The organism is Methylobacterium sp. Leaf104 (assembly GCF_001422885.1).
In the GTDB taxonomy this organism is placed as follows: domain Bacteria; phylum Pseudomonadota; class Alphaproteobacteria; order Rhizobiales; family Beijerinckiaceae; genus Methylobacterium.
Genome location: NZ_LMMZ01000001.1, coordinates 354,672 through 377,913 on the forward strand (window position 1 = coordinate 354,672; position 23,242 = coordinate 377,913).

The window sequence follows — 23,242 nt, forward strand, 5'->3', positions numbered from 1 at the left end:
CTTGATGCCCAGCGAACTCTCCGTCTTCATGGTCGCCGACGCCATGCTCGCCAGGGGCGAGAAGCCCAGCCTGCGGAAGGTGCGCGAAAGGCTCGCCACCGGCGGCTCGCCGCGCGAGGTCTGCAAGCACCTCCGCGCCTGGCGCAAGAAGCGCGGCTACGACCCGAAGCTGGAGCCGACCGACATGTCGAAGGACATGAAGGCCGCCGCCCAGGCCCTCGGCATGGACCTCTGGAAGATGGCCAAGCGAGAGGCCACCCAGACGTTCTCGCGCGAGCGCGAGCAGGCGAAGGCCGACCAGTCCGGTGAGAAGGAAGACCGCGAGCACCTCCTGGGCATGATCGAGACGCTCCAGGTCGAGAACGCGGCGCTGAAGGCCAAGGGCGCCGCCGCCGACCAGGATGGCGAGCGCCTCCAGGCGCGGCTGGCCAAGGTCGAGAACCAACTCGATCGCTTCCGCGCCGAGGAATTCTGGGACCGCGTCATGCGGGAGATCGGCGAGATCCTTGCTGACAAGGGCGCCCTGACGCCCGCCGAGATCCTGCCCGAGCTCCGGAACTGGACCATACGGGGCGCTGCCCTTCACAAGGAGCCGCTCACCCTGGGCGTGCTCAAGAAGAAGATGGACGTCCGCGTCACGCACGGAAAATACTTCGAGCCGCCGCAGGATGGCCGTTACGCCAGGAAGGCAAGCTGACCTTGCGATCCAAACCGGTCGCAGGGTCAGCCGCGCCCCGTTCAGGGCGGCCTCACAAGCCTCAGGTCGTGGAGGTGCCGAACTCCAAGGCCGCCGACCGAACGTCGGGTTCGCGGTCACCGGACACCTTCGACGGACGGAAGGTGTAGATCGACCCGGAGCCGTAACGGCTGTCGACCGTCACCTTCACTCCACGCCGGACCCAACGGCCACCAAGCTGCTCCACCACGAACCGCACGAGACGACCCGTGTACTTCTTCATCTCGTCGGTGAACCCGGCGTCGCCGACCAGCGCGTGCACGAAGGGTTCCGTCGCGATGACAGGCGGGCGCGAAGGTGCCGCGACCACCGCGCCTATGAGTACAGCCACCCCGAAGCGGGAGGTGAGAAGTCGGAAAACCTCACGCCCCACTTTGGATGCGTGTGCGGCTGCGTGAGAGCCCGCCGTGAACCCTTGCGCCGCGGAAAGGTTCGGGTCCGGCTGCAGGGCGATAAGATCGAGTTGATAGTTCCTAAGCATGGTGGTCGGTCCTTGATCGAGGGACACCGTCATCGGCGTTGCCGTTGCGTCGATGCGTAGCCGCATCCTGCTGGGCAAGGCGTCAAATAAGCTACGTGCTATGGAGTTGCAAGGCGTCACATATGACGTCTATCCGAGGTGCTTGGCTGGGCCTGGGCGTCACGGGATCGGTCGATGGCCAGCATCGTCGCCGGAGGTGATCAGGCAAGCTGTCTCTGCCCGGGTTGAGGCACCCATCCGAATGGCCTCGATCCGAAAGCCGCTTTAACCGCCGCGCGTCGCATCCTGCGCCTAGGCCGCGGCCACTACCGGCACCTCGTCGACCCGTGTCGTGTAGCGTGGCGACCTCATCTCGAACTTCGTCGACCACTCGCGCCTCGGGGCGAACCCTGCCGCTCCCGGTACGACGGCCCCGCGCCCGAACCGCCGATTGCAGGCGTCGAGGGCCGCCATCAACGCCGCGCCCTGCTCGCGGTCGATCTGCCCAAGCCCCGGCAAGGCCCGCTGCGAGGCCGCCAGGGGCACGAGGTCTGTGGTGACGACTCCGGCCTTGGAATAGCGGTACCCGTCCCTCCAGGTCTTCCGGACGCCGTGCAGGCAGGCCTTCACCAGCACACGCGTGTCGTTCGACGCCTCGGGCAGGGTCACCACTGACGAGACCGACCGCTGCGGGCGGTCGCGGTCGTGCTCCGAGGTGTGGAAGAAGACCGTGACGTGATCGGTCCCCAGCCTCTCGCCGCGCAGCTTTTCCCCAAGCCTGGCGGCGTGCGCCGCAACCGCCTCCTCCATGGTTGTGAGATCCTCTACGCGGCTCGAAAAACTACGGGTGACAGCGCATCCCTTCCGGGTCGGGGCCAGCGTCTCCAGGTCGAGACATGCCTCGCCGCGGAGCTCCCGCACGAGGCGCTCACCGACCACGGTCATGGCCTTGCGCGCCACGCGTGTGTCGAGGTCGCGAACGTCGGCGGCGCTGTCACATCCGAGCGCCTCCAGCCGCCGGGTGCTGGCTGGCCCCACGCCCCAGATGTCTCCCACCGGCACCCGGATAATCCAGTGGTCGTACTGCTCCGGGTCGGTCAGGTCGCACACGCCGCCGAGCTCCGGGTTCTTCTTGGCGACGTGGTTGGCGAGCTTGGCGAGCGTCTTGGTGGGGCCGATCCCGACGCAGGTGGGAATGCCCGTCCATGCCCGCACGGTCGCCCGCAGGTCACGGGCCAGGGTCCCGCGATCCGACTCGCGCACGTCGGAGATGTCGAGGAAGCTCTCGTCGATGGAGTACACCTCGATGCGGGGCGAGAAAGCCCGGTACACCGCGTTCACCCGGGCCGACATGTCGCCGTAGAGGGCGTAGTTCGAGGAGTAGACCCGGACGCCCTGCTGGCGGCACATGTCCCGGATCTTGAACCAGGGCTCGCCCATGCGGATGCCGAGCGCCTTGGCCTCGTTGGTCCGGGCAATCGCGCAGCCGTCGTTGTTCGACAGCACGATCACCGGCAGGCGGGCCAGCCGCGCGTCGAAGACCCGCTCGCACGAGCAGTAGAAGCTGTTGCCGTCGGAGAGGGCGTAGGCCCGGGCGGTCATTCGCAGCGACGCCGGGCGCAGACGGAACCGGAGACGACGCCCCAGACCTCGACGAGGGCGTCCGGGGCCAGCCGGTACTCGGGAAAACGCGGATTGGCGAAATGCAGGGTGATGCGGGGACCCTGCCGCTTCCAGACCTTGAACGACCGCTCGCCGTCGATATCGACCACGACGATGTCGCCGTTGCGCGGGGTCAGCGACCGGTCGACCACCGCGAGGTCACCATCGAACAGGCGCGCCAGGATCATGCTGTCGCCGGCCACCCGGACCAGGAAGGTCGCAGGCCGGTTCACGATCAGCAGGCGCTGGAGATCGATCTCCTCCTCGATGAAGTCGTCGGCCGGGCTCGGGAAGCCGGCCCGGACAGGTCTGGCGAGAAGTGGAACCGGCATGGGGAAACCCATGGCGACGTCGATGATCTGCATGATGCTCCTCCGCTATGAATTGGAACAAAGGCAGAACACATTCCTCGGGTTCCGTATAGCTGCCACGCTTCGATAGCTCGGACGAAAGCGGCCGTGCCTGGTGCGATCCAAGGGGCGAGGCTGAGCTGCCTCGATTTCGCGCGTGGCCCTGCTCGCCGCACATCGTTGGCAAAATCGGGCGCTCCATTCGGACCGACAGTCCGGGCGAAAACCAAGGACCGTTTCACGTCCACGTGAGCCTCACAGGTCAGCGAGGTCGTTCGGGTGGCGCGACTCACTGCGACGGATCAACATCTCCCTGCACCGGGGTCGAACCAGCCCGGGGGACGCAAGGAGGCTGCATGAGGACCGTCATGCTTCCGCTCATCCTCGGCGCCGCGGCCGCGGCCCTGATCCATTTCGCCTATCCGGCAGCGGCCGCTGCAGGGTGTCCGTCCTGTTACGGGTTCACGGACCTCGGTGACGGCATCTACGTCGAGGCCGACATGCCCGCGGACCGTCGTGAGGCGACAAAGACCACGGTCGAGGCCGCCCGTGCGCGGGTCAGGTCCTTCTACGGGGACCTACGCTCAAGCCCGCGCATCCTGCTGTGCGGGACAGATACCTGCTATCGGCCCCTCGGCGGCGGCTCCCGCGGCATCGCGCTCCTCGACCAGGCGCTGATCCTGTCGCCGCGCGGGAGCGACGTCATCATCGCCAGCCACGAACTCGCCCACGCCGAACTCCATCGACGCATCGGCGTCGCGGCGACGCTGTCACGGTCGGTGCCGCAATGGTTCGACGAGGGCTTGGCCGTGGTCATCTCGGATGATCCACGCTACCTCGCCGTCGGTTCAAACCGCTGCCGTGCGGAGCCCGATGGCGCCCTGCCGGCTTCCCGTGCGGCCTGGATCGAGACCGCGGACAGCGCCGGCCTCTACGCAAAGGCTGCCTGCCGGGTCAGCCAATGGCTCGACGCACATGGCGGGTCGGCCGGCCTGCTGCGTCTCGTGGAGGGCGGGACTTTTCGGGAGCTTGAGTCGGCCAGGGGATCCTGATCGTCCGGGAGGCGATGCTTCCTTGGCATCCGGGTCAAGGGTGGGATAGCCTGCCGCCAGGCCGATGCTGCCTGCCGCTCGCCCCGGGAACGGGATGGTGAAAGCATCGCGTACGACCACCCCCACCCGTGTCCCTGACCGGCGCCGGGTCGGCAATGCGGGCACCGACGATCCCACGCCGGCTTGGGGAGAGCACCATGACGACCGTCGATCAGGCCACGGCCATGGCCAAGCGGCTGCGCGCTTCGATGGCCACGCGCGACCTCGCCGTCCCGCACGCGACCGCCCTCGAACTCGTCGCCGCCAGCCTCGGCCACGAGGACTGGAACACCGCCTGCGCCGCCCTCGAACGAACCGCGGATGACGTCATCCGCTTCCCGGAGGCAATCCCGATCCTGCGTATCTTCGACGAGGCCAAGGCGCGCGAGTTCTATTGCGGCTTCCTCGGGTTCGCCCCCGGCTTCGACCACCGCTTCGAGCCGGACATACCGCTCTACATGGAGGTCGCCCGCGCAGGGCTGCGGCTGCACCTGTCCGAGCATCACGGCGACGCCAGCCCCGGCTCGACCGTGTTCGTGCGGATGCGGGGCATCCATGCCTTCCACCGCGAACTGATGGACAGGCGCTACGGCTATGCCCGGCCCGGCATCGAGCAGGCTCCCTGGGGCGACGTGCTGGAAGTCGCCGACCCCTTCGGCAACCGGTTGCGGTTCTGCCAGCATCGCGACGAGGGGGCCGGGCACAGGCCGGGCCGATCCGCCATCGGCTGAGAGGATGAGGATGGCGATGGCCGTCGGGATCCCATGACTAAAGGCGCTCATCACCACCCTGGCGTCCGTCGGTTCGGCGCCGCACTTCCACCGCACGGCCTTCCGAACTCCGTGCAAGACCTTCGCGACGCTGGTGGCGGCTCCCGAGCATGTCCTGCGCGTTGTCAGCGGTAAGAAGGAGGACGTTTCATGGGCGACGACAAGGACAGAACCGACGAAGCGCCGGCGCCGACCGAGGACCTTGGCTTGCCGACGCCGCCGAGCCCGGGGCGACTACCGCCGCCCCACCTGCCGCCGCCTCCGGAAGACGACGCCCCGTCCGACGAACCTATCCCAAGCGGACGGGGGTGAGCCGATCCGACCCGACCGACCGCTGGGCGAGACCTCGCTAGGGACGGGCGGGGCGACCATTTCGGACGGCAAGCCGCCAGTAGACGGCGCCTCCCACCGCTCCGGCTACCGCGACCTGGACGGGCCGGTCGAAGTAGCCGGGGGCGAACAGGCGCCCGAGCATCAGGCCGACGCCACAGCCGCAGGCCACGTGGATGGCCGGGTGGCGCAACCCCAAACGCACGGAGAAGGCCAGGCACAGGAGGAAGGCCGGCAGCGCGGTGACGGTCACGTACAGCATGATCATGACGAGCATGATGGCCAGCGAGATCCAGTCGAAGGGAAGGACGGGCTCGGGAAGGGGTGGCAGGGGGGGCTCGAACTTCCGCTCCACCGCGTCGATCAGCGTGAGTACCGATACCGACGCCGCGACGGCCGCGAGATAGCTGCCCAGAACTCGCACGACGGGATCTTCGGACGTATCGGGCCTGGCGGGTCTCGGCGTCACGGCCAGCTCCGGTTGGTTCAGAGGTCGAAGCGTAGCCCGCCCGTTACGACCGGCAAAGCGTCGGGCACGGTAGCATCGTGCCGTGCCGGCAATCCTGTCCGAGGAGGGACCCGCGATGAGACATGCCTGGCTAGCCGTCCTGCTATTTTGGTCCACGGCTGCGAGGTCGGAGGTGCCATCGATCTGCGCGGACGCCCCAAACCAGGCCGAAGGGACGCTCTGTGCCAAGCGGAAGCTGGAGGCGGCCGAGGCCGGCATGGCGCGGGCACGGGATGCCCTCCAGGCCAAACTCGACCCCGTCGGACGGCGCAACCTCGACCTCGCTCAGCAGGCATGGCGCCGGTTTCGCGACCTCGAATGCCATCTGGAGACCGGCTACGATGCCGACAATCTCGACCGGAACGGGACGATCATGCCGATGCTCCTCGGCGAGTGTGCGACGGCCCTGACCGAGCGCCGGGCTCGCGACCTGACGGACCAGATGGCCTGTCCGGGCGGAGACCTGTCATGCGAGCGATAGGCGGACCCGGACAGGCAGCCGCCTACATCGCGACCTTGCTCGCGTCGGCCATCCTCCAGTCGTCGGCCCTGGCCGCGAGCTTCGATTGCGCCGGGGCTTCGACCACGATGGAACAGCTCGTCTGCGGAGATGCCGCGCTCGACGCGCGCGACGAGATGATGACGACGCTGTACGCGGCCACGTTGAAGGCGAATAGGCGCGAGGCCGTCGACACGAGGCAACGGGCCTGGCTGAGGACGGCGCAGGCATGCAGGACGGTCGCCTGTCTGGGCGAAGCTTACGACGGTCGAAACGCCGAACTTCAAAGGTCGGAAGGAGGCGCCGCGGCGGGGACGGACTACTTCTCCGATGAGCCAGAGGGAAACCACGGAACCCTTAATGTCGTGGGTCCGCTTCACGGCTTCGCCAGCGTGTCGCTGACATCGACCTTTGTCGGGGCAGGTGGCGAAGCATCGGGCGACGTCTACGCTGCAGGTACGGAAGCCTTTTTGGACCTGCGGAACGGCCGTGCCGTCAGTGCGAGGAACGGCTGCCGGCTGACCTACGAGCGCCTCGACGCGGACCGGTGGAATGTCGGCCAAGACGGCACCTGCGATCTGCCCGGCGGCACGACTTTCGCGGGCATCTACCATCGGCTTCCGACGAAGCCCGAAACGGCAGGCGGCTCGCCTTGATGGGCGACGACAGGCCGATGAATCGTGCGCTTATGAATCGAACGCAGCGGAGGTCTTTGGCAACCACCGCCGCGCTTGCTCACCCCGCCCATCTTGAGCGAGGCCGCGACAGGGCAGGGGCTGTCCTGAATTCCATCCCAAGAGCGGCTCTTGCTAAAGGATACGCGGCGTCAGCGCACTTCGATGGGCCCAGGTGGCTGGGGAGCCGGTGGCTCGACGGGTGGATCGATCTCAGGCGTCTGGGGCTCAGGAGCCGGGTCGCCGATAGGCGGCAGAGGATCGTCGCCTGGGCGCGGAGTGTCCGACTGCATTCGTCTCATTCCTCTTCATCCGGGACCGTCAGAGCGGCAACCCTGGCTAACGTGCGACGTGCGCGATGGTCCCGCCATCGGTCGCATGGCTAGGGACGGGACCATCGGGCGATGGAGGATCGATGTCGGGCAGCGCCGTCATCGGACCGATCACGTCGAACCCAAGCAAACCGACCGAATGCGATTGGCTGGCCGGGACGCCTGGGTCAGCGACGGCAGCGACCGCCGGGTCCGCGGTAGAGACCCGGAGGACATCCGCGGGGTGCGCCGGTCAAGGCACGCCTGATATCGCCCCGGGGGCCGCGGTTGAGACGGCATCCGCCGAACGGGCCGCGATGGGCGCCGAACCCGCATCCGGCGCGCGCCAGTACGATGGGCGCATCGAGACCGGCCGGGCCGGGCGCAATCGGCAGTGCCTGGGCTTGGCCGACGGCGAACAGCGCCGCGGAGGCGGCGACGACGAGACCGGTGAGCTTCATGGGGATTCCTTTGTGATGAGGTGACCGGACACGCCTTCCGGTCGCCGTGTCATGGTGATGGGATGGGGCGGCATCGCCACCGTTCACTTGCACCGGCAGGGCCGTTCCGCCCGCGTGACGTGGCCATCGTGGTCCGCATCGAGACGTGCGAAGCGCTTGGCGAAGACCGCGTCGATCTCCTCGGCCATGACGTACCCGTCGCCGTTCGTGTCGAGGCGCCGGAAGCGTTTCACCGGATCGGCCGGCCCCTTCCCGGGATGGGCGGCCCACCAGGCCGTCCACTCCGCCTCGCTGATACGCCCGTCATGATCCGCGTCGGCCTTCATCAGGCGCGTCCGATGCCGGGCCTGGAACGTCGCCAGGTCGACGCCATCGGCCTTGGCGTCGGCTCGCGCCGGCGCCGTTGCCGATGGTTCCGGCGTCTGGGCGAGGGCGGCGGACGCCGAGAGGAAGGCCGCGAGGGTGAGGCAGAGGGTTCGCCGTGCCATGGAACGACATCCGTGATGGTGGGATCGGGCGGGATCGCACCGGACGGCGCGATCCCGCGGCCTCAAGCCGGATCGGCTCGGTCACCAGCGGTGGTGCCAGCCCACATGCCGGTAGCCTCCCCAACGGTGCCAGCGCGGACCGCCCCAGCCGATCCGACGGGGCCCGTAGAAGCGAGGACCGTAGAAGCGGGGGCCATAGACGACCGGCCGCACGACGTAGGGGGCGTAGACGACCCTCGGACCGAGGTTGGGGCGGCAGAAGCCGTAGAGCCCGCGGTGGAAGCCGAGGCCGCAGCCGTCGCGGGCTTCCGCCGTTCCGGCCGTGGCCAGCGGCGCCGCGAGGCCCGCGGCCAGGAGCGCCGCCGGAAGCAGGCGCTTCAGTCCGGTGGAGGCGATGTCCGTCAGACCCGTCATTGCAGGTTCTCCCTGGTGGGTGATTGCGATGGGGGGAGATTGCCCGCGCCCTGTCGCAGGGATTTGTCGCCAGATCACGATTGTGTCGCGGACGGTCGCGGAGCCGGGCGGCCTGACACACGTTGCGACAACTTCATCGAGAGACGGAGATCGCGCCGGGGTACGACCGGCGGATGGGACACGCAGCCATGGACCACGCCCACGTGCTGGTGGTCGACGACCACCGCGACATCCGCGATCCGCTCGCGGCCTACCTCAAGCGGCATGATCTGCGGGTCAGCGTCGCCGCCGACGCGGCCGCTGCCCGTGCCGTGCTTTCGGGCTCGGCCATCGACCTCGTCATCCTCGACGTGATGATGCCCGGCGAGGACGGGCTCTCGCTCTGCCGTCACATCCGCGAGGTCCTCGACACCCCGGTCATCCTGCTGACCGCCCTGGCGGAACAGACCGACCGCATCGTCGGCCTGGAGATCGGCGCGGACGACTACGTCACGAAGCCGTTCGATCCGCGCGAGCTCCTGGCCCGGGTCAAGAACCTCCTGCGCCGCGCCCGGGCGCTTCCCCGCGCCCGCGATATCGCCGACGGCAGCCGCCTCGCCTTCGACCGTTGGGTATTCGACACCGACCGGCGCGAGCTCGTCGACGCGGCGGGCGGGGCGGTGGCCCTCAGCACCGCCGAGTTCCGCCTGCTCTGCGCCCTCACGAACCACCCCCGCATCATCCTCTCGCGCGATCAGCTCCTCGACCTCACCAAGGGCCGGTCCGCCGACGGGTTCGACCGCAGCATCGACAACCAGGTCAGCCGGCTTCGGCGCAAGCTGGAGCGCGATCCGGCACAGCCACAACTGATCAAGACCGTCTGGGGCGGCGGCTACGTCCTCGCCTCCGATGTGAGGACGGTGTCGTGAGGCTGGGGCCGGGTTCGCTCGGCGGCCGCCTGGCGCTCCTCCTCGTGCTCGCGGTGGTAGGCGCACAGGCCGTCGCCTTCGCGATGGTCACGCGAGAATCCTCGCTCGTCGGTCGTGCGGTCGCCCGGACCCAGGTCGTCGACCGCGTCGCCACGCTGGTGCGCCTGCTCGATACGGTGCCCCCGGAGGCCGTTCCGCGCGTGGTCGAGGCCTACGGCTCCCCGCGCCACCGGTTCACCATCGATACGGTCAGCCTGGTGCCGGACAACGCCATGGACGACGACGAGGCCCGGCTCGCCGGTCGTCTCGACCGGCGCATGCGGGACGGTGCGAGCCAAGCCCGTCTGCTCCTGGTCGAGCGGGATCAGGGGGAGGAACCATCGTCGGACCGTCTCGCCGACAGGCCGCAGGTCCTGCGCGTGTCCGTGCGCCTCGACGACGGTCGCTGGCTGAACGGTGAGGCGCCGCTGGCGCTTCCGACGCCGCCCTGGGTCCGCATCGGCCTGATCCAGATCGCCGCCAGCGTCATCGCCGTGCTGGTCGTGACCGGCATGGCCATGCAGGGCATCGTCGGGCCGGTGAAGGACCTGGCCTCGACCGCCGAACGAGCCGGTCGGGGCGTCGCCGTCGAGCCCCTGCCCGAGAGGGGACCACGCGAGCTGCGCACCATGACGGCGGCCTTCAACGAGATGCAGGCGCGCTCGCGGGCCTTCGTCTCGGACCGCACCCGCATGCTCGCCGCCATTAGCCACGACCTGCGCACCCCCATCGCCTCGCTTTGGCTGCGGGCGGAGATGGTGGAGGATGCGGAGCTGCGCGACGCCATGGTGCGCACGATCTCGGAGATGCGCGAGATGGTCGAGGCGACGCTCGCCTTCGCGCGCGACGATGCCCTCGCCCAGGACGACGCACCACTCGACCTTGCCGCCCTGGTTCGGACAATCGCCGACGACCACCGGGTCCTCGGACATGACGCTGCCGCGACCGCTCCGTCATCCCTTCCGTTCCACGGCCGCTCGATGGCCCTTCGCCGCGCGTTCGACAACCTTGTGGCGAATGCGGTCCGCTATGGCGGGTGTGCCCGGATCGGCCTGGATCGCCGTGACGGTGACATCGTTCTCACCGTCGACGACGACGGTCCCGGCATACCGCCGGACCGGATCGAGGAGATGTTCGCTCCCTTCGCGCGCCTGGAGGATTCTCGCAGCACCGAAACCGGGGGCGTCGGCCTCGGCCTCGCCATCGCGCGTTCGGCCATCCGTGCGCACGGAGGCGACATCAGGCTGTTCAATCGGGCGGAAGGAGGTTTCAGGGCCGAGGCGACCTTGCCGGTTCCGAAGGAAGGAAGCGGTGTCAGGGCATCGCAGGCTCAAGAAGATCGCGAGATGCGTACGAGAGCTTGATGCGGGTCATCCGCCTTGACGGCCCCGCCCGACCCACGCAACACCACCGCTCTCGTAAGTGGAATTTTTTGGAACCCGTTCGCGATATCGACGTTTCATGCGCGCGAGGCCATCGATTGGCTCGCTAAGCGGGCGCCGGGTCAGGCATCCGGCGACCCTTGTCATCACGTTGCTCCAAGGAGGATGTGGTCATGAGGACCCTCGATTTTGCCCCTCTCTACCGTTCCACCGTCGGCTTCGACCGTTTGTTCTCCCTGCTGGATCAGGCCACCCAGGCCGAGACATCCGCGACATGGCCACCCTACGACATCGAGAGGGTGGAGGACGACGCGTACAGGATCACCATGGCCGTCGCCGGCTTTGCGCCCGACGAGATCGATCTGACCCAGCACGATACGACCCTCCAGGTCACCGGCCAGAGGAACTCGTCCGAGGGTGAGCGCCAACTACTGCATCGCGGCATCGCAGCCCGAACCTTCCGTCAGACCTTCAACCTAGCCGATCACGTGAAGGTCGTCGGGGCGAACCTTGAGAACGGCCTGCTGACCGTCAACCTCAAGCGTGAGGTGCCCGAGGCCCTGAAGCCGAGGCGCATCCCCATCGGCGGGACGCAGGCCGCCGTCGGGCAGGACAACGCTCAGCCTCGGATCGAGACCGAGCGCAAGGCGGCTTGAGTTCCGCCACCCGTCGAACGCCCTCCCTTGCTTGCCGGCGAGGGAGGGCACCGCCCATCCAACCCATCTTCAGGAGGGATGATCGATGTCGATGATGGAGAGCTTCAGTTCCCGAACCAGCGCCGTGAACCCAGCCGGCGCGCACCCGGCCTCGTTCGAGGCATGGCAGGCGCTCGTCGCTCCGGGCGACGTGTTCCGTCACCCCAGGGAGGTGTTGGCCCACCCTGGGCTCTCAATGGGGGAGAGGCGCGCGATCCTCGCCTCCTGGGCGTCCGATGCGAGCGCCCTTGAGAGCGCGCCGAGCATGCGCTGCCTCACGGGCAGCAGGGCCGAGCCGGTCTCCGTCGATGCCGTCCTTTCTGCGCTTGGCGAACTCGACCGCAAGTCGGCGCCGAAGTTCAAATCGGTGACGTCCGCAGGTCCGCCGAGGCAGCCCAGGCAACGACGCCTACGACGTCTCGCGGATCTACACTGGTACGTTCGGCTGGGACGGCGTGACGATGACGACGATCCGCCGCCGTGTCCGGTGATGTCGATGCCACGTCCGAAGACGCCCCCGGATGCCTCGCTTGCCGCTGCCATTCCAGCCTAGCGGTTGGCATCGTTCCCTGACGCGGTTGGCGTCCTAGATTGATCCGGACGGCCCGACGTTCCGCTTGGCGGCGTCGGGCCGTCGTGCGTTTTGAGAACCCGGACCAAGGCGGCGATTGCTTTCAATCGTTCGCTCCACAATTTTTGCGCGCTACCGAGCGTCACCCGATGGATAAGTTTTTCTACTATCTCGTCACTCTCTTCGAGTCGGTCCTCGGGGTCTTCGGCGTTCGGACCTTCTACGATCAGCCTCGGTACACAGTCGTTGAACGTCTCGACCGTGGTGTCGAAATCCGAGCCTACGAGCCCCGCCTCGCCGTCGAGACCGACGGGCGCGGACAGGGTGATGGCGAGGCGTTCGGACGGCTCTTCCGTTACATCACCGGCGCGAACCAGCGGGGCGACCGCATCGCGATGACCGCCCCCGTGGAAACCGGAGGTCAACGCATCGCGATGACGGTTCCGGTCGAGCAGGGCTCGGGGGGAACGATGCGGTTCTTCCTTCCACGCGAGGTAGCCGAGGCCGGGGCCCCGGAGCCCACCGAGGCAGGCGTCCGTCTCGTCCTCGTCCCGGCTGAGAAGATCGCCGCCCTCCGCTTCTCAGGCTCCATCACGCCTGAGGCTCGGGCCGAACAGGAGCGTATCCTGACCGCGGTGCTGTCCACCGCCGGCCGGAAGGCAAGCGCTCCACCCGTCTTCATGGGCTATGACCCACCCTTCGCGATCCCGTTCCTTCGCCGGAACGAGGTGGCCGCACGACTGCCTGGACCCTAACCAGCCTATGGCTTCAACACCGGTCGCGGACGTTCGGCACATCTCGGGTAGCCAGAAATCCATGGTAGGCCGACTGCGCTAATGGGACACGACCTGACCTGATGGTCGCCCGTATGGCGTCTACCACGGACCATACGGGCACCTGTAAATGGTCAGGCTCCAAGGCAGAACTGGATCACCCGAGGCGTGAGAGCGACTTCGGCATCTATGCACGGCCGGCCGTAAGCAGACCTTCTGAACTCGACCCAGACTCGCCATCGAGACCTATCGGCTAGTCGTCCAGAAGCGGTCGTTGGTCAGCCGTCAATGCCCGCATCAATCTCACGTGGGAGGTCTTGAGCCTTGACCGTTGGCGTCAACCCAGTCCTCGCCTAGTCTCGGTCCATCATGGAACTGAAATGGCTTGAGGACTTCGTCAGCCTCGCACGCACCGGCAGCTTCTCGCGCTCCGCCGAGGAACGGCACGTCACGCAATCCGCCTTCAGCCGCCGCATCCAGGCCCTGGAGGCCTGGCTCGGCGTGCCGCTGATCGACCGCAGCACCTATCCGACCACGCTGACCACCGCGGGGCGGGAGTTCCGCGAGAACGCTGAGGAGACCGTGCGCATGCTCCACGGCAGCCGCTCGGCTCTGCGGGCCAGCGCGAGGCCGAGCAACCAGAGCGTCGCGGTTGCGGCCCTCCACACCCTCGCCCTGAGCTTCTTCCCAGCCTGGTTGCGCCGGATCGAGGCGCAGACAGGCCCCTTGGGCAGCCGGCTCCTGCCCGACGACTTCCACGCCTGCGTGCAGGCGCTCGTCGAGGGCGGTTACGACTTCCTGCTGACCTTCCACCATCCAAGCGTGCCGAACCCGCTCGATCCGACGCTGTTCCCACACCTCGTCGTAGGTAAGGACAGCATGGTGCCCGTCCGAAGCGCGTCCCCGGTGGCCGACGAGGCATCCCTGCCGCTGTTGGGGTATTCGCAGAACTCCTTCCTCGGACGGGTGGCGACACTGGCGCAGGCGGCGTCGAGTGGGCCTCCCGCCACGGTCTCGCACACCAACGAGAACGCCATGGCCGAGGCGTTGAGGTTCATGGTGCTGGAAGGACACGGGTTGGCCTGGCTCCCCGGCAGCCTCGTCGTGACCGACTTGGCCGAGGGCAGGCTGGTCGCCATGGGCGAGGCCGTGCCCCTGGAGATCCGGCTCTATCGCAACGCCGCGCACCGACGGTCCTCCGTGGCCGCCGTCTGGCAGGCCGCCGAGACGCTGGACACCTCAACTATGCAGGATCGGAATATGCCTGTCTAAGACGGCATTGGACGCAGGCTCCGACCGAGACGCATCGTGCCCGCACAACAGGAGGCGGCGATGCTCGGTGTGCTTGGTGGGATGGGTCCGATGGCGACCGTCGACTTCATGGGCAAGGTCGTCCGGAACACGCCGGCCGCCTGCGACCAGGACCACATCGAGATGGTCGTGTGCTCCGCCGCCAACATTCCCGACCGCACGGCCGCGATCCTCGGCGAAGGCACCGATCCCCTACCCGCGATGCGCGATGCCCTGCGGCGGCTTGAGGCGGCCGGCGCGACCCGCATCGCGGTCCCCTGCAACACCGCGCATCACTGGCACACCGCACTGCAGGCGGAGACGTCCGTTCCCGTCCTGCACATCGTGGACGCGGTGGCGGAAACACTGGCGGGCGAGGCGGGATGCCGGGTCGGGGTGCTGGCGACCGATGGTACGATCCGCGCCGGGATCTACGGTACGCGATTGGCCGAGCGCGGGTTCGCCTGCCAGGTCCCGAATGCAACCGGGCAGGCCGAGGTCATGCGGGCGATCCGCCTGGTGAAGGCCGGATACCCGATGGAGGCACGCACGATCCTGCGAACCCAGGCCGAGGCGTTGATCGCGGCGGGCTGCAACCGGGTCGTCATGGCCTGCACCGAGATCCCGGTGGCGCTGGCCTCCGTCGAGGGGCCACTAGGCGACGCGCTGCTGGATGCGACCGACGCGCTGGCCCAGGCCTGCGTCCGTGTCTGCATGGCCGATGCCCAGGTCCCTGCGCTCGCCATCGCGGCCTGACTTCAACCCGCGTCGCCGGCCGCCTTCTTCCGGCCGCGCGATGTCGGTCGTTGCGGCAGGCTGCTTCCGTAGGTCCGCCACCAAGCGTCCAGCGCCTCCATGGTCGGACCGAGCCCACGCGCCTTCTCCGTGATCGCGTACTCGACTCGCGGCGGCACCTCCGCGAACACGGTGCGGTCCACCAGGCCGTCGGCTTCCAGCTCCCGCAACTGCGCCGTCAGCATGTGCTGGGTGATGCCGGGGATGGCCTTGCGAAGCTCCCCGAAGCGGTGGACCCGCTGGTTGAGCAGCCACATGATCTCCAGCTTCCACTTGCCCGAGAGCAGCGCGAAGGCGCGCCGCATCTCCTCGTGCATGTTGACCGCCTCGCCAGGCATGGTCTGGCTTTCCATACTAGCCACCAGAAATTCATCCTACTTGTCGGCATCCATCTTAGCTGACATTTTCGGTTGGCGCTTCAATCGCGCAACCGAAAACCGGGTTTTCCAAACGATCCCGTCGATGCCGAAAGCCTTGCCGCCCCCCGCGGCAGGAATGGATGAGCCATGTCTGAAGTCACCATTTACTGGGCCAGCACCGCATTGCTGTGCCTGCTCTACCTGACCTCCGCTTTCCTCTACGTCACCAAGGGAACCTGGACCCGGCAGGCGCTCGCCGACCTCGGCTACCCCGCCTACCTCGTGCCCTTCATGGCCGTCGTGAAGATCGCCGGCCCGGCCGTGATCCTGTCCCGGTTCAGCGTGTCGCTCAGCGACCTCGCCTATGCCGGCCTGTTCTATCACCTCGTGCTGTCCGGCCTCGCCCATCTCGGCGTCCGCAAGCCCCTCGGGGCGCTTCCCGCCGTGATCGGGCTCGTCCTGCTGGCCGCTTCCTTCACCACCCAGAACACCGCCCGCGCCATCCCGTCGCCGTACCCCCTCGCGGCCGCCTTCTGACGCCCCGGCGACCTCGCACGCGACGAAACCCAAGGAGCATCCCATGAACCGACTCGATGGAAAGATCGCCCTCGTGACCGGCGCCGGCCGCGGCATCGGCCGTGCCACCGCCAAGCTGTTCGCGGCGGAAGGCGCGACGGTCGCGGTCCTCTCGCGCACCGCAGCCAACGTCGATGCCGTGGTCGCCGACATCGAGGCCGCCGGTGGCACCGCCCTCGGCGTCGTCTGCGACCTCGGAGACGCCGGGCAGATCGAGGCAGGCGTCGCCAAGGTCGTCGCCGCCTATGGCCGGATCGACATCCTCGTGAACAACGCATTCGACCCCTCCGCGCCGTACTCCTCGATCATCGACCTCTCGGTGGAGCAACTGCAGCGCAACTTCGAGATGGGGCCTATCGCCTACCTGCGGACCATGCAGGCCTGCCACCCCCATCTCAAGGCGAGCGGCGAAGGGCGCGTCATCAACTTCGGGTCGATGGCCGGCATCTCCGGCCTCGCCGGCATGGGCCCCTACAACATGGCCAAGGAGGCGGTGCGCGCCCTGACGCGGACGGCCGCGCGCGAATGGGGTGCCGATAAGATCACCGTGAACAACGTCCTGCCCGTCGCGGAGACCTGGGGAGCCGAGGCCAACGTGCCGCCCCCGACCAATCCCCTCGGTCGCTACGGTTCGCCGGAGGAGGACATCGCCCCCGTGGTCCTGTTCCTCGCGAGCAAGGATGCGCAGTTCCTGACCGGCTACACACTCACGCCGGACGGCGGCATGATCATCGACAGTGCACGCTGAGATCAATGTCCTCAAGGGTCACCGATCCTGCCGACTTTACCAGCGTCCGCTTCGATGCCTTGGCCGACCAGAAGCGGACGGTCTCAAACCCACCCAACCCGGTCGTAAAACGGACGGACGGGTCTCGACCCAACCCAGTCGCCTAGATCGCCGTTTGCGTTTCTCCAAAACGGTCGTTCGCCGGACCTCCAGCAATTCGACGAGGTCCTTGCCCATGCCTGGAAAAGCTCGCGACGCACCGGCAAGCCGTTGTCGCTCCCGATCGTCGATGCCGACTACTTCAAGCGGTACAACGACCGCTATGGCCATGCCGTCGGCGACGCGATGCTGAAGGGGCTCGCGCAGTGCCTCGCAGGTAGCGTGCACCGGCCGAACGACCTCGTGGCTCGGGTAGGAGGGGAGGAATTCGGCCTGCTGCTACCCGACACTGACGGGCCGGGGGCACTACACGTCGCGAAGGAGGTGCACGCTCGGATCGCGGGACTCGGCGTCGCTTCCGCCGGCATTGGGGCGGGAGCGGTGACCGTGAGCATCGGCATAGCGGAGATGAGTGACTGCGATGAGAAGGAAGCGGATCTCTATCGACATGCCGACGAGGCGCTTTAAGTGGCGAAAGCCAAGGGGCGGAACAGAACGGAGCAATCCGGCCGGGGCATAGAGCCAGTGAGCTCGCTTCGGATCGTCGCCAACCGCGAGGTGGTGGCATCCTGACCGGGCAACGCCGACCGAATGCCAGTGTCCGGGCGTGACCGGCAGCGGATCGCTCGGACTGGATTGCGATGGCGGAAAGCATAGCTGAAAATGGGGCTACGTCCCCAAGATGAGATCCCAAATCCGGGTTGCGAGCGTCTCCAACACGAACGGTTTGGTCAGGACCTGCATGCCGCGCGACAGGTAGCCGTCCAGAGCACTGCGTTCTCGGCGTAGCCGGTGATGAAGAGCAGCTTCAGGCCGGGACGCCGCTACCGCCCGGCATCCGCTATCTGCCGCCCGCTCCAACCTCCAGGAAGTCCGATGTCGGGCACCTGCAGATCAATTCGGACGTCGGACTGCACTCAAGGACGCTAGCTCCCTCAACGCGACAGCGCGGTTGATGAGGCTGCCCGGACGAGGTCCGGGCAGCCTGGCGCGGCCTTGCGAAAGGCTACTTCGGCATCAGGACGGTGTCGACGACGTGGATAACGCCGTTCGACTGCATCACGTCCGCGATGGTGACGGTCGACATGCCACCCTTTCCGTCGACGAGCTCGATCTTGCCACCCTTCTCCTCGGCGGTGAGGCTGCCGCCCTCGACCGTCTTCAGCATGGCCTTTCCACCGCCGGCCTTGATCGCCTTCTGGAGATCGGCCGCCGTCATCGTGCCGGCCACCACGTGGTAGGTCAGGATCTTGGTCAGCGTGGCCTTGTTCTCCGGCTTGACCAGCGTGTCGACCGTGCCGGCCGGGAGCTTGGCGAAGGCGGCGTTGGTCGGCGCGAACACGGTGAACGGACCCTTGCCAGAGAGCGTGTCAACGAGGCCGGCAGCCTTGACGGCTGCGACCAGGGTGGTGTGGTCCTTCGAATTGACCGCGTTCTCGACGATGGTCTTCGACGGGTACATCGGCGCCCCACCGACCATCACCGTCTTCTCTTCCGCCGCCTGGGCCGCTGAGCCAAACGCGCCGACGCCCGTGAGCGCCATGGCGACGGTGAGGCTTGCGACCTTGAACATGCGAGTCATGCGTATCTCCGAGTTCCGACCCCGTCATGCGGGGTCATCGCTCGCTACGCCCTTCTACGAAGAGAAGTTTCAAAACAATCACAGGCGCCGACAGAATTCCTCGACGCTTCTTTTTCACTGTTTGCCCCAGCACCAAGGGGAAAATCGGCGTGGTCCGCTTGGGGGCGATATCGTTGGCGCTGCCATAGCCGTGACACGGAGGCCTTGTCAGATCGGACGCTCGATAGGGACTGAGGGCTATCGGCGACTCTGAATGAGAAGCCCAGTGCTCTCTTCAATCCATTTCCCGCGAGGTCGACGATATCGGGGTCGTGCCGAACTGGAACTGTTTGGTGACGGCAGCGCCTAACTGAAAGCGTGCGATCCCCGCGTTTAATGGGACACGACATGCTCTACGAACAGCCGCCGGGGGGCGTGGACGGTTGCTTGAGCGCGACTTACCGTATGTGACGCCCGCAGGGAGCTTGGCAAACGGCTAGCGCTTTGGTCGTCCGTCTCGGACGGGGTACCTGAGGTCGGCCGTGGTCATTTCCGCGCTGTGACGGACGCCAAGGGTGCCGCGAACATGCTCCCGCGCGCCAGGAGCCACACGGTCATGACCGCAAGGCCGATGACGAGGCCGTTCGCGACGACGAACACCAGGGGGGCAATGGCGGTGACCGCACCGGTATCCCCGCGGGCGACTAGGCGGAGCAGAGCCCCCGCGAGGGCCGTCGCGCCGAAGCTGAAAGCCCATAGCCCAGGCACGGCGCCGGCCTTCGCGATCCAGGGCGAGAGCCGGGCCAGCACCAGGACCTGGAGGAGGCCGTAGCCGATCAAGGCGTGTGCGAAGACGTCAGGCGTCCCTCCGCCAACCGAAAGGTAGGCCACTGCCCCAACCGGTGCCGGGGCCAACTGAATGCCCAGGGTCGGTCGCATTGCGACAGGCGTTTCGATCCCGGTGAGCAAGCGGTGAAGCAGAACGGACTCCATCGCGAGCCATGAGAACAGGCCGGCGCCGAACGCGAGCTGCCCCCAATCCTGGTGACCCAGCGCCGCCGCCATCGTCGCCGAGACGAAGCTGCCGGCGACGGTGGGGAGGTACAGCACCGCCGTCGTCGTGCCGGGATCCCGCCCGCCCTGCCAGAGCCCACCCGTCCGCCAGACGGCGAAGCCGAGCGTGAAGAGAAAGCCGAGGGCGAAGAGTGCGGTGCCGGCACCGGCCGAATGGGGCAGAAGCCCGCCCGCGACGAGCATGGTCGCCACGCCGGCCAGGCCGATGAAGCAACACTGGATCGCGTGGGCGGCCTCGGCCGCAAGCTTGTCCGATGCGAGGATGGCCTTGAGGGCGTAGAGCAGGACGAGTACGGCCCAGACCGTTGCGGCGAAGGCGTAGACCGCCTCTCCGATGAGCGGGGGAAGGTGCCACGCGAGCGCCGCGGCGCGCCAAGCGCCGCCGAGGCCGGATAGTCCCAGCACAATGCCGAAGTACGCGGCCGGCGTGTTCGCCGCGACCTCTCTCAGGCGTTGTCCGAACGGGTGGCGTGGACTGGCGACGAGCGAGACCGTGTTCATGGCGCTTCTCCTGCGAGATCAGGTGCCGCGTTAGGTCAGACGATGTCCGATAACCGGCCAAGTTGCTGAAGCAGACCGGCGAACGGTCGCGCCGATCACCACTTCTCTGCCCGGTGAATAACGGACTTCGAGCCGGACTATTATTCCGCTCTCGGCAATGGAGAGGTTCGCACCGCGGCGCTTGAGCGATGCCGGCCCTCAACCGATCTCGCATCCATCGAAGGCGAAGTTCAGTGGTGGTGAAGATGGATAGGACTTGGTTCGTCACAGGCTCGTCGCGCGGGCTTGGCCGCGCGTTGGCCGATGCGGTCGTCGCCGCGGGCGAGCGGCTTTGCGTGACGGCGCGCGACCCCGCCACGCTCGCCGACCTCGTCGATGCGGGTGGCGAGCGCGTCCTCGCGCTGCCCCTCGACGTCACCGACGAGGCGGCCGCGCGCCGCGCGGTCGAGGCCGCCGCGAAGCGGTTCGGCGGGCTCGACGTCGTCGTCAACAACGCCGGCTACGGCGACGTCGCGCCCATCGAGGACACCGACCTCGCCTCGTTCCGGGCACAGGTCGAGACGAACCTGTTCGGGGTCATCAACGTGACCAGGGCGGCCATCCCGCTGTTCCGGACACAGAGCCGCGGCCATTTCCTGCAGGTCTCGTCCATCGGGGGGCGCGTCGGCGCGACCGGTCGTGGCCCGTATTCGGCCGCGAAATTCGGCGTCGAGGGCTTCTCGGAGGTCCTCGCCGTCGAGATGAGGGCCTTCGGCGTGCATGTGACAATCGTGGAGCCTGGCGGCTTCCGCACCGACTTCGCGGGCTTGTCCACGCGGATCGCGGAGGGGAACCCGGCCTACGCCGAGACTGTCGGCAAGGTCGCTGCCATGCAGCGGGCCTACGACGGGAAGCAGCCCGGCGACCCGGAGCGGGCCGCCCAGGCGATGATGGCCGTGGCCTCTGCCAAAGTCCCGCCCTTGCGTCTCGTGCTCGGGAGCGACGCCTACGCGCGCGCCGAGGCGAGCGACGAGGCCCGGCTCGCGGAACTGCGCGCATGGCGCCACGTCAGCGTCTCGACCGACTTCGCGGCTTGAGATCGCTTTCCGCGTAAAGGAACCTCATGCGGGACGGCCAGCATGCTGCGGTCCGCTCGGGGCGGCCTCGACCTCGGGAGGGCTGGGTCACATCCACCGGGACCGATGGCGCTCTGCGACGACCTTGTTCCCGCTCAGTTGAGCAGGCGGTTGGCCCGTAGCCGTGCCACGGCCAGGTCGACGAAGGTCCTGACCTTCGCGGGCGCCTGCCGCCCCTCGGGGTAGACCACGTGGATAGGCAGCGGCTCTTCCTCATAGTCGGCCAACACGACCTGCAGGCGGCCTTCGAGCAAGGCGGAGCCGATCTGGTAGTGCAGCACCCGCGTCAGGCCCCAGCCCGCCAAGGCCGCGGCGATGCCGGCCTCGTTCGTGTTGCTCATCAGGGCCGGATGGACCGTCACGCGCTGGTCCTGCGCGAACCGCCATTCCGTCGACGCCCAGGCACCCGTCGACATGGCGACGCGGTGGTCCCGCAGGTCCTGCGGGGACTGCGGGACGCCGTGCTTTTCGAAGTAGGCCGGCGAGCCGCAGACGACGCGGCGCACGGAGCCGACCCTGGCGGCCGTGAAGCCGGAATCAGACAGGTGGCCGATGCGGACGGCGACGTCGATGCCCTCCTCGACGATGTTCACCTGCCGGTCCACGAACAGCGTCCGCGCCGCCATGGTGGGGTAGGCGTCGAGGTAGTCGGTCACGACGGGCAGCACGTGCATGTGGCCGAACAGGACCGACGCCGTGACCGCGAGAGTGCCGGAGGGCGTCGCGTAGGAGCCCGCGGCGGCGGCCTCGGCCTCGACGATGTCGGCCAGGATGCGCCGGCAATCCTCGTAGTAGCGCCCCCCGGCCTCCGTGAGCTTCACGGAGCGCGTGGTGCGGACGAACAGGCGGCCGCCGATGGTCTCCTCCAGCGCGGCGACGGCCCGCGTCACGGCCGGCGGGCTCATGTGCATGAGGCGCGCGGTCTCGGCGAAGCTCGCCGTCTCCGCGACTTTCGCGAAGATGCGCATGGCCTGCCAACGGTCCATGGTCCTGCTCCCCCGTCCCCGGTGGCCCGCCCATCGTAGCCACGACGAATACAGCTGTTCGTGCCAGCGCGTGGCCAGGCCGTCTTGGGATGGTGAACGACGCGTCGGGCCCGCGCCGGCTAGCTTGCGGCGCCCGCGAGGTCTTCGGCCAGGCTCTCGATCTCGCGGCAAACCTCGGTGGGGATGCCCGACCGCACGGCCTGCCCACGCTCCTGTGACAGGCGTCCGCCGTCACGCGCGACCGCCGCCAGGGCCAGGGACAGCGCCCGCGACGTGCGCAGGTCGAAGCTCCGGCCCCGGCGCGCGGCGTCGATCTCGGCGCGGCACATCCCGAGCGTCCGGGCCTCCGATTCCCACCGCGCCGGAACGGGCGGGCCACGACCGCCGTCGGCCAGGACGAGCGCGATGGACAGGCGCACACGCCCGTCCACGGTGAAGGAAGCCATGGCGGCGCTCCCGGGGTTTCGGGGGATCGGTTCAGAAGCCGAAGTGGCTGAGGCCCGGATGGTCGTCCGGCCGGCGCCCGAGCGGCCAGCGGAACTTGCGGTCCTCCTCCCGGATCGGGTGCTCGTTGATGCTGGCGTGGCGGGCCCGCATCAGCCCGTCCTCGGCAAACTCCCAGTTCTCGTTGCCGTAGGCCCGGAACCACTGCCCGCTGTCGTCGCGGTACTCGTAGGCGTAGCGCACCGCGATGCGGTTGCCGGTGAAGGCCCAGAGCTCCTTGATCAGGCGGTAGTCGAGCTCACGGTTCCACTTGCGCGTCAGGAAGGCCTCGGCCTCCTCGCGGCTCCGCACGAACTCGGCCCTGTTCCGCCAGCGGGTGTCGGTCGTGTAGGCCAGGGCGACCTTGGCGGGGTCGCGGCTGTTCCAGCCGTCCTCGGCGAGGCGGACCTTCTCGATGGCGCTCTCCTCGGTGAATGGCGGCAGCGGGGGACGGGACATCGGCTTTTCCTCAGGGTTTGGGGGGTGAACACGCA

29 protein-coding genes and 2 pseudogenes are annotated in these 23,242 nt (G+C 67.9%); 17 read left to right on the forward strand and 14 right to left on the reverse strand.

What is annotated here, in order from left to right; genetic code table 11:
- Nucleotides 1-4 precede the first annotated feature (4 nt).
- Nucleotides 5-697, forward strand: coding sequence for a DNA-binding protein (locus ASF49_RS22850; protein ID WP_162240953.1), 693 nt, complete (start codon nt 5-7; stop codon nt 695-697).
- 61 nt (nt 698-758) lie between these two features.
- On the opposite strand, the gene ASF49_RS01675 is transcribed toward ASF49_RS22850, so the two are convergent.
- The 3 genes from ASF49_RS01675 to ASF49_RS01685 form a co-directional block, all read right to left on the reverse strand.
- The gene (locus tag ASF49_RS01675; protein WP_200929995.1) at nt 759-1,250 is read right to left on the reverse strand and encodes a hypothetical protein; all 492 of its coding nucleotides are present in this window, start codon (nt 1,248-1,250) and stop codon (nt 759-761) included.
- Between the two features lie 258 nt (nt 1,251-1,508).
- Nucleotides 1,509-2,798 carry a Y-family DNA polymerase gene (locus ASF49_RS01680; RefSeq protein WP_056466681.1) on the reverse strand — a complete coding sequence of 430 codons (1,290 nt, stop codon included), beginning with the start codon at nt 2,796-2,798 and terminating at the stop codon, nt 1,509-1,511.
- Nucleotides 2,795-3,223, reverse strand: a complete 429-nt coding sequence (locus ASF49_RS01685) for a LexA family protein (RefSeq protein ID WP_056466683.1) — start codon at nt 3,221-3,223, stop codon at nt 2,795-2,797. Before ASF49_RS01685 ends, ASF49_RS01680 begins: the two co-directional genes overlap by 4 nt.
- Nucleotides 3,224-3,564: 341 nt before the next feature.
- Between ASF49_RS01685 and ASF49_RS01690 the strand changes: the two genes are divergently transcribed.
- Together ASF49_RS01690 and ASF49_RS01695 are read left to right on the forward strand one after the other, a co-directional pair.
- The gene (locus ASF49_RS01690) at nt 3,565-4,260 is read left to right on the forward strand and encodes a hypothetical protein (RefSeq protein WP_156652763.1); all 696 of its coding nucleotides are present in this window, start codon (nt 3,565-3,567) and stop codon (nt 4,258-4,260) included.
- 197 nt (nt 4,261-4,457) lie between these two features.
- Nucleotides 4,458-5,030 carry a glyoxalase superfamily protein gene (locus ASF49_RS01695; RefSeq protein WP_056466690.1) on the forward strand — a complete coding sequence of 191 codons (573 nt, stop codon included), beginning with the start codon at nt 4,458-4,460 and terminating at the stop codon, nt 5,028-5,030.
- Nucleotides 5,031-5,418: 388 nt separating this feature from the next.
- Here ASF49_RS01695 and ASF49_RS01700 read toward each other — a convergent pair whose 3' ends face one another.
- The gene (locus ASF49_RS01700; protein WP_056466692.1) at nt 5,419-5,823 is read right to left on the reverse strand and encodes a hypothetical protein; all 405 of its coding nucleotides are present in this window, start codon (nt 5,821-5,823) and stop codon (nt 5,419-5,421) included.
- A gap of 217 nt (nt 5,824-6,040) precedes the next feature.
- On the opposite strand from ASF49_RS01700, the gene ASF49_RS01705 reads away from it, so the two are divergent.
- A complete protein-coding gene (locus ASF49_RS01705; protein WP_056466695.1) occupies nt 6,041-6,388 on the forward strand; it encodes a lysozyme inhibitor LprI family protein in 348 nt (115 codons plus the stop codon).
- Entirely contained in the window at nt 6,376-7,062 is a 687-nt protein-coding gene (locus ASF49_RS23440; RefSeq protein ID WP_056466699.1) for a lysozyme inhibitor LprI family protein, read from the forward strand. The genes ASF49_RS01705 and ASF49_RS23440 overlap by 13 nt, the downstream gene beginning before the upstream one ends.
- 517 nt (nt 7,063-7,579) lie before the next feature.
- Here ASF49_RS23440 and ASF49_RS24830 read toward each other — a convergent pair.
- The gene (locus ASF49_RS24830; protein WP_431739882.1) at nt 7,580-7,786 is read right to left on the reverse strand and encodes a GCG_CRPN prefix-to-repeats domain-containing protein; all 207 of its coding nucleotides are present in this window, start codon (nt 7,784-7,786) and stop codon (nt 7,580-7,582) included.
- On the opposite strand from ASF49_RS24830, the gene ASF49_RS23445 reads away from it, so the two are divergent.
- The gene (locus ASF49_RS23445) at nt 7,709-7,876 is read left to right on the forward strand and encodes a hypothetical protein (protein WP_156652764.1); all 168 of its coding nucleotides are present in this window, start codon (nt 7,709-7,711) and stop codon (nt 7,874-7,876) included. The two genes, ASF49_RS24830 and ASF49_RS23445, sit on opposite strands and share 78 nt — an antisense overlap.
- A gap of 59 nt (nt 7,877-7,935) precedes the next feature.
- On the opposite strand, the gene ASF49_RS01715 is transcribed toward ASF49_RS23445, so the two are convergent.
- Entirely contained in the window at nt 7,936-8,340 is a 405-nt protein-coding gene (locus ASF49_RS01715; RefSeq protein WP_056466701.1) for an EF-hand domain-containing protein, read from the reverse strand.
- Between the two features lie 81 nt (nt 8,341-8,421).
- Nucleotides 8,422-8,754, reverse strand: coding sequence for a GCG_CRPN prefix-to-repeats domain-containing protein (locus ASF49_RS01720; protein ID WP_156652765.1), 333 nt, complete (start codon nt 8,752-8,754; stop codon nt 8,422-8,424).
- Nucleotides 8,755-8,942: 188 nt separating this feature from the next.
- Here ASF49_RS01720 and ASF49_RS01725 point away from each other — a divergent pair, with 188 nt between their 5' ends.
- From ASF49_RS01725 to ASF49_RS01750, 7 genes are all read left to right on the forward strand, one after another.
- Entirely contained in the window at nt 8,943-9,662 is a 720-nt protein-coding gene (locus ASF49_RS01725; RefSeq protein ID WP_056466704.1) for a response regulator, read from the forward strand.
- On the forward strand, nt 9,659-11,065 hold the full coding sequence (locus ASF49_RS01730) for an ATP-binding protein (protein ID WP_056466706.1): 1,407 nt from the start codon (nt 9,659-9,661) through the stop codon (nt 11,063-11,065). The genes ASF49_RS01725 and ASF49_RS01730 overlap by 4 nt, the downstream gene beginning before the upstream one ends.
- Before the next feature lie 191 nt (nt 11,066-11,256).
- A complete protein-coding gene (locus tag ASF49_RS01735; protein ID WP_056466708.1) occupies nt 11,257-11,739 on the forward strand; it encodes an Hsp20 family protein in 483 nt (160 codons plus the stop codon).
- An 85-nt stretch (nt 11,740-11,824) separates the two neighbouring features.
- Complete coding sequence (locus ASF49_RS22865; RefSeq protein WP_082510736.1) at nt 11,825-12,331, forward strand: hypothetical protein; 507 nt, start codon at nt 11,825-11,827, stop codon at nt 12,329-12,331.
- 167 nt (nt 12,332-12,498) lie between these two features.
- Nucleotides 12,499-13,104, forward strand: a complete 606-nt coding sequence (locus ASF49_RS01740) for an SOUL family heme-binding protein (protein WP_056466711.1) — start codon at nt 12,499-12,501, stop codon at nt 13,102-13,104.
- Nucleotides 13,105-13,491: 387 nt separating this feature from the next.
- On the forward strand, nt 13,492-14,394 hold the full coding sequence (locus tag ASF49_RS01745) for a LysR family transcriptional regulator (RefSeq protein ID WP_056466713.1): 903 nt from the start codon (nt 13,492-13,494) through the stop codon (nt 14,392-14,394).
- A 60-nt stretch (nt 14,395-14,454) separates the two neighbouring features.
- Nucleotides 14,455-15,168, forward strand: a complete 714-nt coding sequence (locus ASF49_RS01750; protein WP_056466716.1) for an aspartate/glutamate racemase family protein — start codon at nt 14,455-14,457, stop codon at nt 15,166-15,168.
- Between the two features lie 2 nt (nt 15,169-15,170).
- Here the strand turns inward: ASF49_RS01750 and ASF49_RS01755 are convergent, their stop codons facing one another.
- Entirely contained in the window at nt 15,171-15,560 is a 390-nt protein-coding gene (locus ASF49_RS01755) for a winged helix-turn-helix transcriptional regulator (protein ID WP_056466719.1), read from the reverse strand.
- A 153-nt stretch (nt 15,561-15,713) separates the two neighbouring features.
- On the opposite strand from ASF49_RS01755, the gene ASF49_RS01760 reads away from it, so the two are divergent.
- The 3 genes and pseudogenes from ASF49_RS01760 to ASF49_RS01770 form a co-directional block, all read left to right on the forward strand.
- Nucleotides 15,714-16,103, forward strand: coding sequence for a DoxX family protein (locus ASF49_RS01760; protein WP_056466724.1), 390 nt, complete (start codon nt 15,714-15,716; stop codon nt 16,101-16,103).
- A gap of 43 nt (nt 16,104-16,146) precedes the next feature.
- The gene (locus ASF49_RS01765; RefSeq protein WP_056466726.1) at nt 16,147-16,890 is read left to right on the forward strand and encodes an SDR family NAD(P)-dependent oxidoreductase; all 744 of its coding nucleotides are present in this window, start codon (nt 16,147-16,149) and stop codon (nt 16,888-16,890) included.
- Between the two features lie 201 nt (nt 16,891-17,091).
- Nucleotides 17,092-17,496, forward strand: a pseudogene (locus tag ASF49_RS01770) (GGDEF domain-containing protein); the annotation flags it as partial.
- Between the two features lie 201 nt (nt 17,497-17,697).
- Here ASF49_RS01770 and ASF49_RS24340 read toward each other — a convergent pair.
- From ASF49_RS24340 to tehA, 3 genes and pseudogenes are all read right to left on the reverse strand, one after another.
- Nucleotides 17,698-17,945 (reverse strand): annotated as a pseudogene (locus tag ASF49_RS24340) (hybrid sensor histidine kinase/response regulator); the annotation flags it as partial.
- An 89-nt stretch (nt 17,946-18,034) separates the two neighbouring features.
- The gene (locus tag ASF49_RS01775; RefSeq protein WP_056466731.1) at nt 18,035-18,601 is read right to left on the reverse strand and encodes a fasciclin domain-containing protein; all 567 of its coding nucleotides are present in this window, start codon (nt 18,599-18,601) and stop codon (nt 18,035-18,037) included.
- 534 nt (nt 18,602-19,135) lie between these two features.
- On the reverse strand, nt 19,136-20,164 hold the full coding sequence (tehA, locus tag ASF49_RS01780) for a dicarboxylate transporter/tellurite-resistance protein TehA (RefSeq protein WP_082510738.1): 1,029 nt from the start codon (nt 20,162-20,164) through the stop codon (nt 19,136-19,138).
- Nucleotides 20,165-20,409: 245 nt separating this feature from the next.
- Between tehA and ASF49_RS01785 the strand changes: the two genes are divergently transcribed.
- Complete coding sequence (locus ASF49_RS01785) at nt 20,410-21,240, forward strand: oxidoreductase (protein ID WP_056467930.1); 831 nt, start codon at nt 20,410-20,412, stop codon at nt 21,238-21,240.
- A gap of 134 nt (nt 21,241-21,374) precedes the next feature.
- Here ASF49_RS01785 and ASF49_RS01790 read toward each other — a convergent pair whose 3' ends face one another.
- The 3 genes from ASF49_RS01790 to ASF49_RS01800 all read right to left on the reverse strand — a co-directional run bounded on the left by ASF49_RS01790 (nt 21,375) and on the right by ASF49_RS01800 (nt 23,207).
- Nucleotides 21,375-22,265: a LysR family transcriptional regulator gene (locus ASF49_RS01790; RefSeq protein WP_056466734.1), complete on the reverse strand. Its 891-nt coding sequence runs from the start codon at nt 22,263-22,265 to the stop codon at nt 21,375-21,377.
- Nucleotides 22,266-22,384: 119 nt separating this feature from the next.
- Nucleotides 22,385-22,711: a hypothetical protein gene (locus tag ASF49_RS01795; RefSeq protein ID WP_056466737.1), complete on the reverse strand. Its 327-nt coding sequence runs from the start codon at nt 22,709-22,711 to the stop codon at nt 22,385-22,387.
- 31 nt (nt 22,712-22,742) lie between these two features.
- The gene (locus ASF49_RS01800; protein WP_056466740.1) at nt 22,743-23,207 is read right to left on the reverse strand and encodes a nuclear transport factor 2 family protein; all 465 of its coding nucleotides are present in this window, start codon (nt 23,205-23,207) and stop codon (nt 22,743-22,745) included.
- Nucleotides 23,208-23,242: the final 35 nt, after the last annotated feature.

What these genes read in the sequence shown, in the direction of transcription:
- ASF49_RS23445 (WP_156652764.1), top strand. Translation starts at nt 7,709, where the DNA reads ATGGGCGCCGAACCCGCATCCGGCGCGCGCCAGTACGATGGGCGCATC.
- ASF49_RS01685 (WP_056466683.1), bottom strand. Translation starts at nt 3,223, where the DNA reads ATGCAGATCATCGACGTCGCCATGGGTTTCCCCATGCCGGTTCCACTT.
- ASF49_RS01715 (WP_056466701.1), bottom strand. Translation starts at nt 8,340, where the DNA reads ATGGCACGGCGAACCCTCTGCCTCACCCTCGCGGCCTTCCTCTCGGCG.
- ASF49_RS01735 (WP_056466708.1), top strand. Translation starts at nt 11,257, where the DNA reads ATGAGGACCCTCGATTTTGCCCCTCTCTACCGTTCCACCGTCGGCTTC.
- ASF49_RS01680 (WP_056466681.1), bottom strand. Translation starts at nt 2,798, where the DNA reads ATGACCGCCCGGGCCTACGCCCTCTCCGACGGCAACAGCTTCTACTGC.
- ASF49_RS01725 (WP_056466704.1), top strand. Translation starts at nt 8,943, where the DNA reads ATGGACCACGCCCACGTGCTGGTGGTCGACGACCACCGCGACATCCGC.
- tehA (WP_082510738.1), bottom strand. Translation starts at nt 20,164, where the DNA reads ATGAACACGGTCTCGCTCGTCGCCAGTCCACGCCACCCGTTCGGACAA.
- ASF49_RS01695 (WP_056466690.1), top strand. Translation starts at nt 4,458, where the DNA reads ATGACGACCGTCGATCAGGCCACGGCCATGGCCAAGCGGCTGCGCGCT.
- ASF49_RS01775 (WP_056466731.1), bottom strand. Translation starts at nt 18,601, where the DNA reads ATGTTCAAGGTCGCAAGCCTCACCGTCGCCATGGCGCTCACGGGCGTC.
- ASF49_RS22850 (WP_162240953.1), top strand. Translation starts at nt 5, where the DNA reads ATGCCCAGCGAACTCTCCGTCTTCATGGTCGCCGACGCCATGCTCGCC.
- ASF49_RS01675 (WP_200929995.1), bottom strand. Translation starts at nt 1,250, where the DNA reads ATGACGGTGTCCCTCGATCAAGGACCGACCACCATGCTTAGGAACTAT.
- ASF49_RS01785 (WP_056467930.1), top strand. Translation starts at nt 20,410, where the DNA reads ATGGATAGGACTTGGTTCGTCACAGGCTCGTCGCGCGGGCTTGGCCGC.
- ASF49_RS01755 (WP_056466719.1), bottom strand. Translation starts at nt 15,560, where the DNA reads ATGGAAAGCCAGACCATGCCTGGCGAGGCGGTCAACATGCACGAGGAG.
- ASF49_RS22865 (WP_082510736.1), top strand. Translation starts at nt 11,825, where the DNA reads ATGTCGATGATGGAGAGCTTCAGTTCCCGAACCAGCGCCGTGAACCCA.
- ASF49_RS01720 (WP_156652765.1), bottom strand. Translation starts at nt 8,754, where the DNA reads ATGACGGGTCTGACGGACATCGCCTCCACCGGACTGAAGCGCCTGCTT.
- ASF49_RS23440 (WP_056466699.1), top strand. Translation starts at nt 6,376, where the DNA reads ATGCGAGCGATAGGCGGACCCGGACAGGCAGCCGCCTACATCGCGACC.
- ASF49_RS01740 (WP_056466711.1), top strand. Translation starts at nt 12,499, where the DNA reads ATGGATAAGTTTTTCTACTATCTCGTCACTCTCTTCGAGTCGGTCCTC.
- ASF49_RS01745 (WP_056466713.1), top strand. Translation starts at nt 13,492, where the DNA reads ATGGAACTGAAATGGCTTGAGGACTTCGTCAGCCTCGCACGCACCGGC.
- ASF49_RS01790 (WP_056466734.1), bottom strand. Translation starts at nt 22,265, where the DNA reads ATGGACCGTTGGCAGGCCATGCGCATCTTCGCGAAAGTCGCGGAGACG.
- ASF49_RS01760 (WP_056466724.1), top strand. Translation starts at nt 15,714, where the DNA reads ATGTCTGAAGTCACCATTTACTGGGCCAGCACCGCATTGCTGTGCCTG.
- ASF49_RS01765 (WP_056466726.1), top strand. Translation starts at nt 16,147, where the DNA reads ATGAACCGACTCGATGGAAAGATCGCCCTCGTGACCGGCGCCGGCCGC.
- ASF49_RS01750 (WP_056466716.1), top strand. Translation starts at nt 14,455, where the DNA reads ATGCTCGGTGTGCTTGGTGGGATGGGTCCGATGGCGACCGTCGACTTC.
- ASF49_RS01690 (WP_156652763.1), top strand. Translation starts at nt 3,565, where the DNA reads ATGAGGACCGTCATGCTTCCGCTCATCCTCGGCGCCGCGGCCGCGGCC.
- ASF49_RS01795 (WP_056466737.1), bottom strand. Translation starts at nt 22,711, where the DNA reads ATGGCTTCCTTCACCGTGGACGGGCGTGTGCGCCTGTCCATCGCGCTC.
- ASF49_RS01800 (WP_056466740.1), bottom strand. Translation starts at nt 23,207, where the DNA reads ATGTCCCGTCCCCCGCTGCCGCCATTCACCGAGGAGAGCGCCATCGAG.